The sequence below is a fragment of the uncultured Fretibacterium sp. genome, assembly GCF_938030725.1.
Classification (GTDB): Bacteria; Synergistota; Synergistia; order Synergistales; family Aminobacteriaceae; genus Fretibacterium.
Map to the genome: position 1 here is coordinate 1 of NZ_CALHIQ010000019.1, position 14,352 is coordinate 14,352.

The 14,352-nt window shown below is 63.3% G+C and carries 15 protein-coding genes; 9 read left to right on the forward strand and 6 right to left on the reverse strand.

Translation table 11 applies throughout. From position 1 onward, the window contains the following. Window positions 1–173: 173 nt before the first annotated feature. Window positions 174–2,429, reverse strand: a complete 2,256-nt coding sequence (locus tag Q0629_RS01405; protein WP_298777989.1) for a hypothetical protein — start codon at window positions 2,427–2,429, stop codon at window positions 174–176. A gap of 265 nt (window positions 2,430–2,694) precedes the next feature. Here Q0629_RS01405 and Q0629_RS01410 point away from each other — a divergent pair, with 265 nt between their 5' ends. Together Q0629_RS01410 and lysS are read left to right on the forward strand one after the other, a co-directional pair. Then, window positions 2,695–3,801 carry a Xaa-Pro peptidase family protein gene (locus tag Q0629_RS01410; protein ID WP_298777996.1) on the forward strand — a complete coding sequence of 369 codons (1,107 nt, stop codon included), beginning with the start codon at window positions 2,695–2,697 and terminating at the stop codon, window positions 3,799–3,801. A 46-nt stretch (window positions 3,802–3,847) separates the two neighbouring features. Continuing rightward, window positions 3,848–5,386, forward strand: a complete 1,539-nt coding sequence (gene lysS / locus Q0629_RS01415; RefSeq protein ID WP_298777999.1) for a lysine--tRNA ligase — start codon at window positions 3,848–3,850, stop codon at window positions 5,384–5,386. A gap of 81 nt (window positions 5,387–5,467) precedes the next feature. On the opposite strand, the gene Q0629_RS01420 is transcribed toward lysS, so the two are convergent. Both Q0629_RS01420 and Q0629_RS01425 read right to left on the reverse strand, forming a co-directional pair. After that, window positions 5,468–6,184 carry a cytochrome c biogenesis protein CcdA gene (locus Q0629_RS01420; protein ID WP_298778001.1) on the reverse strand — a complete coding sequence of 239 codons (717 nt, stop codon included), beginning with the start codon at window positions 6,182–6,184 and terminating at the stop codon, window positions 5,468–5,470. 2 nt (window positions 6,185–6,186) lie between these two features. Continuing rightward, on the reverse strand, window positions 6,187–6,528 hold the full coding sequence (locus tag Q0629_RS01425) for a thioredoxin family protein (RefSeq protein ID WP_298778007.1): 342 nt from the start codon (window positions 6,526–6,528) through the stop codon (window positions 6,187–6,189). 324 nt (window positions 6,529–6,852) lie between these two features. Here Q0629_RS01425 and Q0629_RS01430 point away from each other — a divergent pair, with 324 nt between their 5' ends. Beyond that, window positions 6,853–8,022, forward strand: a complete 1,170-nt coding sequence (locus Q0629_RS01430; protein WP_298778010.1) for a hypothetical protein — start codon at window positions 6,853–6,855, stop codon at window positions 8,020–8,022. 76 nt (window positions 8,023–8,098) lie between these two features. Here Q0629_RS01430 and Q0629_RS01435 read toward each other — a convergent pair whose 3' ends face one another. The 3 genes from Q0629_RS01435 to Q0629_RS01445 form a co-directional block, all read right to left on the reverse strand. Beyond that, entirely contained in the window at window positions 8,099–8,617 is a 519-nt protein-coding gene (locus Q0629_RS01435) for a nitroreductase family protein (RefSeq protein WP_298778013.1), read from the reverse strand. A 57-nt stretch (window positions 8,618–8,674) separates the two neighbouring features. Beyond that, complete coding sequence (locus Q0629_RS01440) at window positions 8,675–8,824, reverse strand: hypothetical protein (protein WP_298778016.1); 150 nt, start codon at window positions 8,822–8,824, stop codon at window positions 8,675–8,677. Between the two features lie 106 nt (window positions 8,825–8,930). Further along, a complete protein-coding gene (locus tag Q0629_RS01445; protein WP_298778019.1) occupies window positions 8,931–9,320 on the reverse strand; it encodes a VOC family protein in 390 nt (129 codons plus the stop codon). A 394-nt stretch (window positions 9,321–9,714) separates the two neighbouring features. Between Q0629_RS01445 and fapR the strand changes: the two genes are divergently transcribed. The 6 genes from fapR to acpP form a co-directional block, all read left to right on the forward strand. Further along, window positions 9,715–10,284 carry a transcription factor FapR gene (gene fapR / locus Q0629_RS01450; protein WP_298778030.1) on the forward strand — a complete coding sequence of 190 codons (570 nt, stop codon included), beginning with the start codon at window positions 9,715–9,717 and terminating at the stop codon, window positions 10,282–10,284. Window positions 10,285–10,354: 70 nt separating this feature from the next. Then, window positions 10,355–11,398: a phosphate acyltransferase PlsX gene (gene plsX / locus Q0629_RS01455; protein ID WP_298778033.1), complete on the forward strand. Its 1,044-nt coding sequence runs from the start codon at window positions 10,355–10,357 to the stop codon at window positions 11,396–11,398. 11 nt (window positions 11,399–11,409) lie between these two features. Further along, on the forward strand, window positions 11,410–12,363 hold the full coding sequence (locus tag Q0629_RS01460; protein ID WP_298778021.1) for a nitronate monooxygenase: 954 nt from the start codon (window positions 11,410–11,412) through the stop codon (window positions 12,361–12,363). 82 nt (window positions 12,364–12,445) lie between these two features. After that, the gene (gene fabD, locus Q0629_RS01465) at window positions 12,446–13,393 is read left to right on the forward strand and encodes an ACP S-malonyltransferase (RefSeq protein WP_298778024.1); all 948 of its coding nucleotides are present in this window, start codon (window positions 12,446–12,448) and stop codon (window positions 13,391–13,393) included. Next, a complete protein-coding gene (gene fabG, locus Q0629_RS01470; protein WP_298778026.1) occupies window positions 13,393–14,133 on the forward strand; it encodes a 3-oxoacyl-[acyl-carrier-protein] reductase in 741 nt (246 codons plus the stop codon). Before fabD ends, fabG begins: the two co-directional genes overlap by 1 nt. Window positions 14,134–14,171: 38 nt before the next feature. After that, the coding region (acpP, locus tag Q0629_RS01475; protein ID WP_298778028.1) for an acyl carrier protein at window positions 14,172–14,352 on the forward strand (181 nt) is incomplete at its 3' end.

The window sequence follows — 14,352 nt, forward strand, 5'->3', positions numbered from 1 at the left end:
TGACCGCGAACCCCAACGACTACGTGACCAGGCTCTACCTGCCTTTTGCGCGCGAGAAACGCGCTGGGCAATAAACGAGGGGTTCTTGTATCGCTGCGGCATCTTCCTCAAGGTCGCCAGTAAAGCCATAAGAAATGGCTGGGACGAGCTCTTTGCTCGTCCCGGCCTGCTGTTTAACGGTAGATTACGCTTGCAGCGTTCTTTTCCATTTGATAGCGGAGGAAGGTCAACTCGTCCTTGGATCGCCATGGCCACATGCCCGACGGTCCGTAGGGGAGGAGTCCCCGGCTTTGGAGCTCGCGCTCCAGAGCGATGAGCGGCGCTTGAAGGTCGTCGCGCGAGCCCTGGAACTTCGGCAGGATTTTTGAGGTAACGGCCCAGTCGAAAGCGCGCATGGCCGCATCGACGTTGTAGGCATCGTATCCGCTGAGGCACATGAAGTTGGCCATGAAGTTGTAGATCGCGTCCCGGGTGCGGTAGCCCAGCGAAACGGTGTGGTTGCCGGGAATGGCGTTCACGGCGGCGAGCAGTTCCTCGATGCGGAAGTCCGCGCGTATTTTCTCGCGGAAGGCCTTTCGCCTTTCCTCCATCTCGCCGTTGATGATGGCGAGGAAGGTCGCGGCAGCCCTGGCGGACTGCGGGTCCATGTTGTCGTTCCGGTCGTCCGTAAACATCACGTCGTCCACCCGGAAGCGAATGTAGAACGCCCGATCCAGAACCCTGGGGCTGAAGGGGAACGTTGTTGCGTCCGCGTTGGCCGTGCCGATGATGAAGAGGGACTCCGGCATACGGTAAAAATTCCCGTCGGGGCAGGGGATCAGCGCCTGATCCCGCATGTCCATCGCGCTGAGGACCTCGGCCAGGTAGTACTCCGAGCGCGCCAGGTCCATCTCCTCCAGGATGATGAAAGCGCGCTTCTCGGGGTTGACCTCGCAGGCCGCCAGCGCGTCGTAGAAGGCGGTCCCTGAGAACGTGCCGTTCGCGCCAAGGGTCTGTTGGCGGTTCAAGAGGTCCCCAACGTTCCTCCAGTCCGAACGGACGGGAAGGAGGTCGACAGAGGCCGCCGCGTCGAGAGCGGTGATCTTTCTGGCGAAGCTGATGGCCATGTGGGTCTTGCCTCCGCCGTTGATCCCTCCAAGGATCGTGAAGCCACAGGTCGCCGTCGCAGCCATGAGCGCCAGCTCCATGTTGTGCCGATTCGCCTGGTCATCGTCCGGCTTCAGGGGATGACCATCGGAGTCGATGAACTGATTTGCCGCGAAGAACCTCTGAGGGTGCGCGGTTGTTGGGTTATCCGCGGGCTTAGGCATCGAAGTGGGCTCCTTCGCGGGCGCAGGTCCTGTTGCGGGAGCGGGGGTAGGCTGTGGCTCCGGGGTGGGATCCTTTGCGGGCGTAGGCTCCGCTGTGGGAGCGGGGGTAGGCTGCGGCTCCGGAGTGGGCTCCTTTGCGGGCGTAGGCTCCGCTGCGGGGGCGGGGGTAGTCTGCGGCTCCGGAGTGGGCTCCTTTGCGGACGCAGGCTCCGCTGCGGGGGCGGGGGCAGGCTGCGGCTCCGGGGTGGGCTCCTTTGCGGACGCAGGTTCTGTTGCGGGAGCGGGGGTCGGCTGCGTCTCCGGAGTGGAGTCCTTCGCGGGCGTAGGTCCTGCTGCGGGAGCCGGTGCCTGTTGCGGTGCCGGAGTGGGCGCAGGCACTGGCTGTGGCATAGGAGTCGATGTTGGTGCAGGCGCCGGTTGCGGTGCAGGAATCGGCGTTGGCTGTGGTACGGGGATGGGAGCAGGCTGCGGCACAGGGCTAGGTGTCGGCTGCGGCGCAGGTGCTGGCTGTTGCACGGGAACAGACTCAGGAGCCGGCGTATAGCCAATGAGATGGCGCAGCGCCTCGTACTTCGGGTCACTCAGGTCGAACTTGAAGACGCCGGAGTCGTAGAACTCCGGGTAGGAGGTCCTGTCGGGGTCTTTGGAGGTCCTCAGGATCCTGATGAGCGCGTCCACCACCTCGTCGTTGTCCTGCCAGGAGGTGGAGTCGAGGTTGAAGAACTTCTTGGGATCGCCGCGGAACAGGAACTGTTCCCGGTCCTTTGCGGTCGTCGTGGAGAGCGTGCAGGCCAGGGTGTAGACATCGATGTTGGAACTCCATGTTTCTTGAGAGGCGGTGAATATGGCGTTGCCGCTCCACTCGTCGCTTGATGGGTACAGCAACAGCAGGGGGGTATTCGCGCCCCCCTCCTCGACGGTGATCCCCTGAAGGCTTTCCGGCCTCAGCTCTGGGGCGGTGTGCCTGAATTTGAACAAGATGTCCCCGCTGCGCTGGCTTTCGGATTCAAAGGCAGCGTCCCCGTTGCTGTTGTCCGGGCGCGCAGGAATGTCAACGGACCTGGGGCAGGTTGCGGGGTCAAGGGTTTTAAAGCTCGTGTAGATCAGGAAACAATTCATCACAATACCTCCAGTCTGTCCGGTCTCCGAAGCGCCTCCCGGAGTCCGTGAAGCGAAGTTTCACGCCCAATACGATGGACAATTTGTTTAACATTATACCTCTTACGGGCCGTTTTCGTCCGATTTTGCCAATAAGGACCCCGCCGGCCGTTTCAAGCCTTCTGGTCAAAAGCGGCTTCTCTTCTGTTAGAATACACGGGTACTCAGGAGGCCGAGCCTTGCCCGGTCCGCTGTGACGTTTAAATAAGTGAGGAGAGGACTGGACATGGCTTTCGAGACAGTCAGGGAACGGCTTGTGCGGTTCAGGGCTCTATTGAATGAGAAGGGGTTGGACGCTTTCGTTTTGTTGGTCCTGGAGCGGCACAACACGGAGAACTGCCATTACCTGTCGGGCTTCAGGGGGAGCAGCGCTGCGCTCGTCATCGATCGGGAGAGCGCCCTTCTGGTAACGGATGGGCGCTATCGCATTCAGGCTGCGGCGGAAACGCCATTTGAGGTGGTGGTTCAGTCGGAGCTCCCGCTGCCCGCCTGGCTGGCGAAGGCCGTGAAGGACGCGGGATGGCGCAGGGTGGGCTTTGAGGCGGAGAAGGTGTCCCAGCGGATATTCAGCCTCGCGTTGGAGCCCGTAGGGATCGAGTGGGTGGATGCGTCGGACCTCATCCCCTCGCTGCGCCGTACCAAGGACGCCAGAGAGGTGGAGGCGATCCGGCGCGCCGCCCTCATCGGGCGCCAGGCCTACGGCAACGTGCTGCGGACCGTGCGGCCCGGCATGACGGAGGCGGAGTTTGAGGGCGCGCTCCTACTGGAGATCAAGAGGCTGGGGGCAGAGAAGGGCTGGGCTCACGACGACTTCATCGTGGCCTCCGGGGTGCGGGGCGCCGTCTGCCACGCTCACGCGACCTCGCGGGCCTTTGAGGCGGGCGACGTGGTGACGGTGGACTACGGCGCCATGGTGGGCGGCTACATGAGCGACATCACGCGCAACTTCGCGGTGGGGCAGCCCGACGACAGGGCCCTTGAGGTGAACGAGCTGCTGCTGAAGGCGCATCGAGCTGCGGCTGCGGCACTGCGTCCGGGGCTTGCGGGCCGGGAGGCGGACGCCATCGCCCGCCGCATCATCGCCGAGGCGGGCTACGGCACGAACTTCGTACACAGCCTGGGACACGGCCTGGGGCTTGAGGTCCATGAAGCGCCGCGCCTCTCCGCTACCTCAAAGGACGTGCTGCAGGCGGGTGACGTCGTGACCATCGAGCCGGGAATCTACATCGAGGGCTGGGGCGGCCTCCGCATCGAGGACGACTACCTCATCACTCAGGACGGCGCGGAGTGCCTGACGGCAACGGACAATCAGTCCCTTGAAGTCGTCGCCTGAACGTCAAGGTTGAATGAAGTTTATTTATTGAAGGGAGAACGCACGCATGGAGAACGCCGTGAAAGGCCCAGGCCAGGGGGGGCTGGAGCAGGAGAGCGCGGATAACGAGGTCGTCCGGCAGATGAAGGAGAAGCTCCTTCGTCTGCGCCGGGAGGAGGGCTTTGACCCCTACGTCGCCGAAACGTGGGACTGCCGGGACCACCTGGCGGACGTCCGCTGCCGTTTCGAACACCTGACGCCGGAGGAGGCGGACGAAACGGTGACGCTGAGCACGGCGGGCCGCCTGATGACGCTGCGCCGTCAGGGCAAGACGACCTTCGCCGACCTGGCGGACGAGACGGGGCGCATCCAGCTCTACTTTCAGGTGAACGCGCTGGGGGAGAAGTCCTATGAGTTCCTGAAGAAGTGGGTGGACACGGGGGACTGGCTGGGCGTCGTGGGGCATCCCTGCCGCACCAAGCGCGGAGAGCTGACCATTCAGGTGACGGAGTACAAGCTGCTGAGTAAGTCCATCCGCCCGCTGCCGGAGAAGTGGCATGGCCTGACGGATATGGAAACCCGCTATCGGCGGCGCTACATGGACCTCATCGCAAACCCGGAGGTGCGCGATGTGTTCCGCAAGCGCTCGAAGATCATCTCCTCCTTCCGTGAAACGCTGGAGGCCCACGGGACGCTGGAGGTGGAAACGCCCATCCTGTCGGTGCTGGCGGGGGGCGCCAACGCCCGGCCGTTCAAGACCTTTCACAACGCCCTGGGCCTGGACATGTACCTGCGCATCGCGGTGGAGCTCTACTTGAAGCGTCTGGTGGTGGGCATGATGGGCCGCGTGTACGAGATCGGGCGCAACTTCCGCAACGAGGGCATCGACACCATGCACAACCCGGAGTTCACGATGATGGAGGTCTACTGGCCCTACGCGAACTACGAGGACATGATGAACCTCGCGGAGGAGCTGATCCGCAACGCGGCCAAGGCTATCGGCACCCTTGAGATCGAATGGAACGGCGTCAAGGTGGACCTGTCGCAGCCCTTCCGCCGCATCACGATGCTGGAGGCGGTGAAGGAGTACGCCGGAGTGGACCTGAGCGCCGAGACGGACGACGAGGCGGCGCGGAAGATCGCCCGCGAGAAGGGCCTGGGCGGCGAGCTGAAGGGAACGGAGAGCCGTTTTGCCGTGCTGAACCTGCTGTACGAGGCCTTTTGCGAGGATAAAATGGTGCAGCCGACCTTCGTCATGGGGCACCCCACGGAGATATCCCCCCTCTCGAAGCGGGACCCGGAGAACCCCGACTACACCCACCGTTTCGAGCTCTTCATGTTCGGCAAGGAGGTGGCCAACGCCTTCAGCGAGCTGAACGACCCGCTGGACCAACGGGCGCGCTTCGAGGACCAGATGCGCAAGAAGGAGGCGGGCGACGATGAGGCCCACGCCTTCGACGAGGACTTCATCAACGCCATCGAGGTGGGGCTGCCACCCACGGGGGGGATGGGCATCGGCATGGACCGTCTTGTCATGTTCCTGACGGGGGCGCGGTCCATTCGCGACGTCATCCTCTTTCCGGCCATGAAGCCGAACGAGCAGTGACGCGGCACAGTTCCATTGACGTGAGGGGGCGACCTGCAGGCCGCCCCCTTATGCACTCTCTGAGTGTCAGGAGATGAGATTTCAGGAGATCAGGAGCAGCATCTCCCGCGACAGATAGAGGCCCGCTGCGATCAGCGCGAGGCCGCACGTGACGTTCAAACCGCGCAGGATGACGGTGCCGCGCTCGCTCTGCAGCCAGCGGGACGCCAACTGTGCAAAGGTGCCTGAGAGGACCAGCACGGCGCTGTACCCCAGCGCGTAGGCGACGATGAGCCCTACGGCGGCAGCCGGCTTGGTCGAGGCCTGCGACAGGGCGATGGAGAGCAGGGGGGAGATGTAGCCGATGCTGCAGGGGCCGATGGCCAGCCCGGATACGACGCCCAGCGTCAGCGCTCCACGCAGGCCGCGGCGATCCGTGCCGCCCGCCTTGTCCGCTCCGCCGCTGAAGGAGAAGAGGCGAATGTGGACGATCCCCATCAGGTGCAGACCCATGAGGATGAACACCGCCGCGGTGACGAACGTCAGCAGGCGCTCATGCCCTCCCAGCAGGACCCCCACGCCCGAGGTGATGAGGGCCACCAGCAACAGGTTCAGCACGATGCCCACGCAGAAGGCGCAGGATATCCTGAAGGCCTCCCACCGGCCGGGCTCCTCCGCGTTCGCGATGTAGCCCACCACCAGGGGGATGGCGGCGATGCCGCAGGGGCTGAGGATGACGCTGGCCATCCCCCACAGGAAGGCCCCCAGCCACTGCAGCGCGCCGCTTGAGAGCATCGCAGAAAAGATCGCATCGAGCATCGTTAGAGGTTGACACCCGCCTTCTTGAAGACCTCGACCACCTCGTCGAGGGACCTGTAGCCCACCTCGGTTGCGACTTCCTTGCCGCTCGCGTCCAGGAAGATGAGCGTCGGGACGTAGCGAACGTTGTGCTGCTCCGCCGCCTCAGGGTGTTCCTCCAGGTAGACGTGCTCCGTCGCCAGCTTGCCGGCGTACTTGGCGTCGATCTCGTCCAGGACCTTGGACATCATGGTGCAGGCGGGGCAGGTGTGGGTGGAGAGCATCTTCAAGGTCGGCGTCCCCTCCGCAGAGGCGGGAACGACCGCCAGAAGGGCTGCCAGAACGGCGATAAACAGTGTTTTCATGTACATACACATCCTTTCGATCGTCCGGCCCCGCGCCCGTCGGCTCTGTGCCCCAGCCGCGAGGTCCGTTTTGTGGAAGCTATTTTACAGTGAGGCGGTTTCTGCGGTAAGGCGGGAAATGATGAACCCAACGCTCGGGATTGAGCGGACTTCGACCTTGTGCGCCCCGCCCCTCTGGTGTAAGATAACAACAGCATGTACGCCGCGCGGGGCGCGAGATGGGGCCGGTTCGGATATCTCTTAACGGTTGCCGGAGTCATCCCTGACCGCTTTTGCGGGGTCCTCCGCGCTTCCTTGCAGTTAGATTAAGGGGAGGGTTCTTTGATGGACGATAAGGGCGAGATCGTCAGCAGCCACGACGTGGATGACAACCTGTCCCTGCAGATCTGGACGAAGGGGCACACGCCCCGCCTTGTCATCTTCAATAAGGCCAAGAATTCAAAGAAGCTGATTCGCCTTGGTTGGGTGGAGAAGCGGGACCGCAAGCTGGCCGTCAGCGGAAAGAAGCGCGGCGAGAGCGTGAACTACACCATTCAGGATTTTGAGCCGACGCTGCAGCGCATCCTGACGGAGTACGCAGTCTACGCGAACTTCCGCATCAAGCTGTGGCGGTTCGCCGTGGAGCTGGAGAAGATCGTCAACGCGCCGGAGATCGTGACGGACAGCGGGGAGATGAACCTGCTGACCGAGGACAAGCGCTCCTCGTTCTGGATCGCGGACTGTACGGGGCCGGACCGCAAGGCGGGCTTCTTCCGCCCCTTCTTTCCGGTCAGCGGGGCCGAGGCGGACGCGGTGGCCGAAGACCGGCTCCGCATCACAGAGGGCAATCGCGGCGTTGAGGCCCTGCTGAAGACGGGGGTGCTGCGGGACCTGGCGAAGGCCAACCCGGCGCGGTGGCACAACCCCATCCGCGTCGTTGCGGCAGCGATGCTCCTGGGCTTTTCCTACTGCGAGGAGGACGGATCGGACTTCTCGGACGAGCTCTGGGGAGCGGGGGCAGAGGGCGGCGGAGCGGACGCGGCTGCGGCGGCCCTGACGGGGACGGTGAAGTTCACGCTGCGGGACCCCAGGCTTTTGGGCCTGGGCAGGAAGCTGGTGGCCTTCGTCCGACACTTTGACGCCGTGCCGCAGGTGGAGGTGTCGAACTCCGTGGACAGCGACAAGGAGCTTCAGGATCAGGGCTTTGGTCGCACGCGGCGCCTCGAGTTCGGAGCGGGAACCATTGGCGACGTGTCGTACAAGGTGACGTTCTTCGAGCACGAAGACGGGCGCATCGCTCTGGGCTGTAAGCCCGAGGCCGCGACGCAGCGGCACAAGGGGGAGCTGGTCTTCACCCTGCCGGGCGACGTCTACCAGACGGCGCTGAAGCAGGACACCATGGGAGGGCCTGAGGACGACTTCTACACCACCACGCAGCTGGCCTGGGCGTGCCAGTTCAAGGAGTGGCTTGACAACGTCACGCCCTACATTTCGAGTTTTGCGGGCCTGATGTAGCTTCGCTCGAAGAGGGGCGGACGGGATTTCATGGAGGCGGCCTCTGTGGGGGACGCCTCCATGGCGGAGAGGAGCGTCAGAAGGTGTCGCGGCGCGTCGTCGCCGAAAGCGGAAGGCGCTCGCCGTGCCTTGGGTTGGGGACGCTCGTTTCGTGGGGGTAGCCCATCGGCAGGATGGCGACCGGAATGACGTTCTCCGGCAGTGCGAAGGCCGACCGCACCTTCTGTGGGTCGAAGTGCCCCACCCACGTGGTCCCCAGGCCGAGGGCTGCTGCTTCGAGCATCATGTGGGTGGTGACGATGCTGGCGTCGACCTCCCCCATGTCCTTGCCGTCGTAGGGCCGCTTCCAGCTCACCGTATCGTCGTAGCAGACGATCAGCGCGAGAGGCGCGGAGAAATGACAGGGCGTGCAGTTCTTCAACTTGTCGAGGGCCTCCGCCGAGTCGAGCACCAGAACCCGCTGCGGCTGATTGTTGCAGGCGGTGGGGGCCAGTCTGCCGGCCTCCAGAACCGCGTCCAGCTTCTTGCTTTCGACCGCTTCCGACGTGAACTTCCGAACGGAATAGCGCTCCCTTGCCAACTTCAGAAAATCCATTGAGGATCCCTCCCAACAACTTTTCTTGAAATTTTACTCCTCGCTGCATCGTCTCCGCTATCCGTTGATTTTCTGGTCCCCCGTGGACCACACCTGCTTTTTTCCGGCGTCTCGGGGCTTGTTCTGTGCCATGACGCTGGCGAAGGGCTGCGGCCGACATGGGGCCTCCGGATAGGCGGCCTCCTCATCCGTAAGTATGAAGTCCACGGCTACTCACTCAGTCCCCAGCAGCCTGAACAGGCATACTCAACTTTTGTCTTGGCGGCACCTCGGGGTAAACCGTCCTGGTGAGGATTCCGCAAGCTGGGATTGATCAATCTGTAAATCTTAAAAGATATCCATCCGGATCTTGTACTAAAAATTCTTTTTGAACAATATCTTCATCACCATTGCGGTAATGGCTTATACTCATCTGCCTAAATGGTTTAATTTGAAAACCTAAAATTCGGTTGTACAGACCTTCCACATCAGAAACTGTCATTTCAAAATTCACTCCTCTCCCATAGGGATATTCAAGTTCGCCAACACTCCAATATCCATTATCTTGTTCAAACATCATTTGATTATCTTCCAATGAAAGAAAAATAAATTTATCTTCCGATCTTTCATATTCAATTACGAAGTTCAAAATATTTACATAGAACTCTTTAGTTCTCTCTATATCTGATACCACCAACTCTGGTATTAAAGAATTGAACTTCATAATAACCTCCATAAATCCCAATTTATCTTACTGGCTATTTATAACATGCTACAGTCGCTAGGATTGACAATCCAACGCTTCTTCCTCCGCTGCATAAAAGGTAACCTTAAGAGATTCTACTATAGTTTAGAAAACTTGCTCGTCAACAAATTGCAGGAAAAGCACCGTGAGTATTGTATGCGCTAATTTGACAGGGTGAAAAATGGAGTGTGAGGTATCGCTCAACCTGTAGATTGAGGGATGAACTCCCCCCTTGACGCCACAGGACGTACCCCCTATACTTCTTTTGAAAGCAGATGTTAGTACCAGGTGCTAAATTACGGAACGGCCTGCGGGCCATTCCTGATAACGTAATAATTGGCTGGACGGCGTTGCGAAGGGGGAGGTGTTTGCGATCGGTTCCGGGAGAACGGCAGAAACGTCAAGGAAGCTTCGGCAGGAGCGTCTTTCGGCGATCCTGGAGGCCGACCCCATGACCACGGATCAGGAGCTGGCCGCGTCCCTTGGCGTGAGCCTGGGTACGGTACGCCTGGACCGCGCCATGATGGGGGTGCCGGAGCTGCGGAAGCGCGTGCGCTCCATGGCGGAGCGGGCGAGCAGCCGGCTTCGCTCCCTCAACCCGAGCGAGATCGTGGGCGACCTCCTGGAGCTTGAGCCGAACCGGTGGGCCCTGTCCGTCCTGCGCACGGCGCGGGACATGGCCTTTCGCTTCACGAACATCGTTTGGGACCACTACATCTATTCTCAGGCCAGCTCCATCGCCGTGGCGGTCATTGAGTCCGCGGTCGTCATCGTGGACTCAATGCGAGGTGAGTACAAGGGGCACGCCCACGTGGGCGACACGCTCATCGCCCGCGCGAAGGTGGGGGTGAACCGCGAGGGACGCCGCATCGTCAGCGTCCGCACCCGGGTGGGTGACAAGGAGATCTTCGTCGGCCGCTTCATCGTTGAGGTGTTGAGATGAGCGTCCGGGGACGGCGTTCGCCCCGCGGAGCGGCCAGACAGCTTGAGAGGACAATTCCTGAATGAAGAAGATGACCATAGCAGTGGACGCGATGGGGGGGGACAACGCCCCTCAGGCGATATGCGAGGGGGCAGCCCAGGCCTGCGCGGAGTTCGATGACCTGGAGGTCGTCCTGACGGGAGATCGGGAGAAGCTGCTTCCCCTGGTGGAGGGCTGTCCTTCGGCGGTGCGGTCGCGGATGAGTATCCGGCACGCCGATGAGGTGATCGGGATGGACGAGCACCCCTCGGCGGCCATCCGCAGCAAGCGGAACTCGAGCCTGCGGGTCGCCATGGAGATGGTGCGGAGCGGGGAGGCGCAGGGCTGCGTTTCCGCCGGCAACACGGGGGCCATCGTGGCGGGGGGCGTGCTGGTGGTGGGGCGCCTGCCGGGGATCGACCGGCCGGCGCTTGGGGCGCCGCTGCCCACCATCGAGCGCTGGACCTTCCTGCTGGACGTGGGCGCCACGGTGCGCTGCAAGCCCGTGAACCTCTATCAGTTCGCGCTGATGGGCAGCGTGTACGCGCAGAGGATCATGAAGGTGAAGGCCCCTGAGGTCCGGCTTCTGTCGAACGGCACGGAGGAGATCAAGGGGGACGAGTCCGTTTCCGGGGCGCGGGAGCTCCTGTCGAAGAGCCGACTGAACTTCATGGGGTACACGGAGGGCGACGACATCGCCTGGGGTCGGTCGGACGTCGTCGTCTGCGACGGCTTCATGGGGAACGTCGTGCTGAAGTTCGGCGAGGGGCTGATGTACGGGGCGAAGTCCATCATCTCTCAGGAGATGGGGCGCCGCATCCTGCCCAAGGTCGGGATGCTCTTCATGATCCCCATGGTGAAGTCGCTGTGGTCGCGCTTTAACTACGAAAAGTACGGCGGCACGCCGCTTCTGGGGGTGAAGGGGGTCGTGATCAAGGCCCACGGCCGCTCCAGAGCGCCCGCCATCAAGGGCGCCATCTCCGCGGCCTGCCGGTTCATCGAGGAGGACGGCGTGGGGCAGATTCGAGCGGAGCTGGACACTGGAGCGGGGCCGCAGGGGGAGTCAAGGGGAGCGCAGGGCCAGGCTGAATATTGAGGTGACGTTTTATGATCAGGAACAATCGAGTTTGTGAGCTGCTGGGGACGGAGTACCCACTGATTCAGGGCGGCATGGCCTGGGTGGCCAACGCCAGCCTGGCGGCAGCCGTGAGCAACGCCGGAGGTGTGGGGCTCATCGCGGCCGGCGCGTCGCCCGCGGAGGTGCTGGAGCAGGAGATACTGAAGGCCAAGAGCCTGACGGACAAGCCCTTCGGGCTCAACATCATGCTGATGTCCCCGACGGCGCCGGACGCCCTTGAGCTGGCGGCGAAACACCGCCTGCGCATCGTCGCGACGGGGGCGGGCAGCCCCGGCAAGGTCCTGGAGAGGCTGAAGCCCCTGGGCACCATCGTCATCCCGGTGATCGCCTCGGTGGCCCAGGCGAAGCGGGCGGAGAAGCAGGGCGCGGACGCCATCGTGGCCGAGGGAACGGAAGCCGGCGGGCACATCGGCGAGCTGACGACGATGGTGCTGACGCCGCAGATCGCAAGCGCGGTGAATATCCCCGTCATCGCCGCGGGGGGCATTGCGGACGGCCGCGGCGTGGCTGCAGCGTTCGCTCTGGGGGCGGAGGGCGTTCAGTTGGGCACCCGCTTCATCTGCTGCTCGGAGTGTACGGTGCACCCCAACTACAAGCAGGCGGTGATCGACGCGCGGGACCGCAGCACGGCAGTCACGGGCCAGAGCCTGGGGCACCCCGTGCGCTGCCTGCGCAACAAGCTGACGGCCGAATTCGAGAGGCTGGAGGCCGAGGGCGCGCCCGCGGAGGAGATCGAGAAGCTGGGGATGGGGAAGCTCCGGGCGGCCGTCGTGGACGGCGACACGGAGTGGGGCTCCCTGATGTCCGGCCAGAGCGCCGCGATGGTAAACGACATCCTGCCCGCGCGGGAGATCGTGCGGGGCCTGTTCGACGAGGCCCGAAGGGTGCTGCACGGCATCCGGGACGCGGCGGGCGCGGAGTAGAGGGTTCGCAGAACCAGAGAAGGACTTCAAGTTACCCCGCGCGCCATGGCGTCGCAGGGCAATGCGAGGAGGCGGTATATAGATGAAGTACGCACTTTGTTTCCCCGGTCAGGGGGCGCAGCAGGTGGGGATGGGCCAGGAGCTCTACAGGGCCTTCCCCTCCGCGAAGGCGGTCTTTGACGAGGCCGACGACGCCCTGTCCACGCACCTGACGAAGCTGATCTTCGAGGGGCCGGAGGGGGAGCTGACCCTGACGGCCAACGCTCAGCCTGCCATCATGACGGTGAGCGTCGCGGCCCTCTCCGTCCTTGAGAAGGAGATGGGCGTGGCGCTGAAGCCCGCCTGCGGGGCGGGACACAGCCTGGGCGAGTACACGGCCCTGGTCGCTGCGGGGGTTCTGTCCTTCCGCGACGCCGTCCGGCTGGTGAACAAGCGCGGTCGGTGGATGCAGGAGGCCGCCCCGGAGGGGGTTGGCGCCATGGCGGCCATCCTGGGCCTGGGGTCGGACGAGGTGAAGGCCCTGTGCGCGGAGGCCGCGCCCGGAGGCGAGTGTCAGGCGGCGAACTTCAACTCGCCGGGGCAGGTAGTGATCTCCGGCGTCAAGGAGTTCGTGGAGAAGGCCGCTGCCGCCGCCAAGGCGAAGGGGGCCCGAAAGACCGTGATGCTGAACGTCAGCGCGCCCTTCCACAGCCGCCTGATGCTCCCCGCGGCGGAGAAGCTGAAGGAGGAGTTCGAGCGCTGTTCCTGGGCGGAACCGAAGTGGCCCATCGTGGCCAACGTCAGCGCGAGCGCCGTCGTTTCAGCTGAGGAAATTCGGGACGCGCTTTACGAGCAGACCTTCAGCCCCGTGCTGTGGGAGAGCTCCGTGCTCTACATGGCGGATTACGGCGTGGACACGTTCCTGGAGCTGGGGCCCGGCGAGGTCCTCTGCGGGCTGATCAAGCGGTGTCGCAAGGGCATGAAGCAGATGGCGGCCGGCGATCCGGAGTCACTCGAAGCCATGGCCACGGCCCTGCGGGAGGGCGCGTGATGGCGCGCCGGGTGGCCCTCGTCACAGGAGGGGGCCGGGGCATCGGCCGCGCCATCGTCCTGGAGCTTGCGCGGAACGGCTGTGACGTGGCGGTGAACTACGCAAAGAGCGCCGACGCGGCGGACGAAACCGCCCGCGCGGCGTCCGCCCTGGGCGTCCACGCGGAAACCTTCGGCGCGGACGTTTCGGACCGCTCTCAGGCGGAGGCCCTGTTCAAGGCCGTCCGGGAGGCCATGGGCCCCGTCGAGGTGCTGGTGAACAACGCCGGCATCACCCGCGACGGGCTCCTGGTCCGGATGAAGCCCGAGGACTGGGACGCCGTGATCGCGGCGAACCTGAGCTCGGTGTTCTACTGCACGAAGGAGGCCGTCCGCGACATGGCGCGGGCTCGCTGGGGCCGCATCGTCAACCTGGCCTCGGTGGTGGGGCTCATCGGCAATGCAGGACAGGCGAACTACAGCGCCTCGAAGGCGGGGATCATCGGCTTCACGAAGTCCGTAGCGCGGGAGTACGCCGCGCGCGGCATCACGGTCAACGCCATCGCGCCGGGCTTTATCGACACCAGCATGACGGCGGTCCTGAAGGAGGACGTCAAGGTCGCGATCGCTGCACAGATCCCCATGGGGACCATCGGGACGCCCGAAGATGTGGCCCGTGCCGCCGCGTTTTTTGCCTCGGAGGGAAGCTCGTACATCACGGGGCAGGTTTTGGCAGTTGACGGCGGCATGACGATGTGTTAGATATACAACAAACGGTTTTACGGGGGGAGGTGAGCTGGATGAAGAAGGAAGAAGTTCTGGCCAGGCTGAAGGAGATCATCACGGACCGCCTGGATGTTGAGGAGGATCAGATCGTTCCGGAGGCGACGTTTGTCGAGGACCTTGGGGCGGACTCCCTGGACATTGTGGAGCTGATCATGGGCATCGAGGAGGAGTTCGACATCGAGATCCCCGATGAGG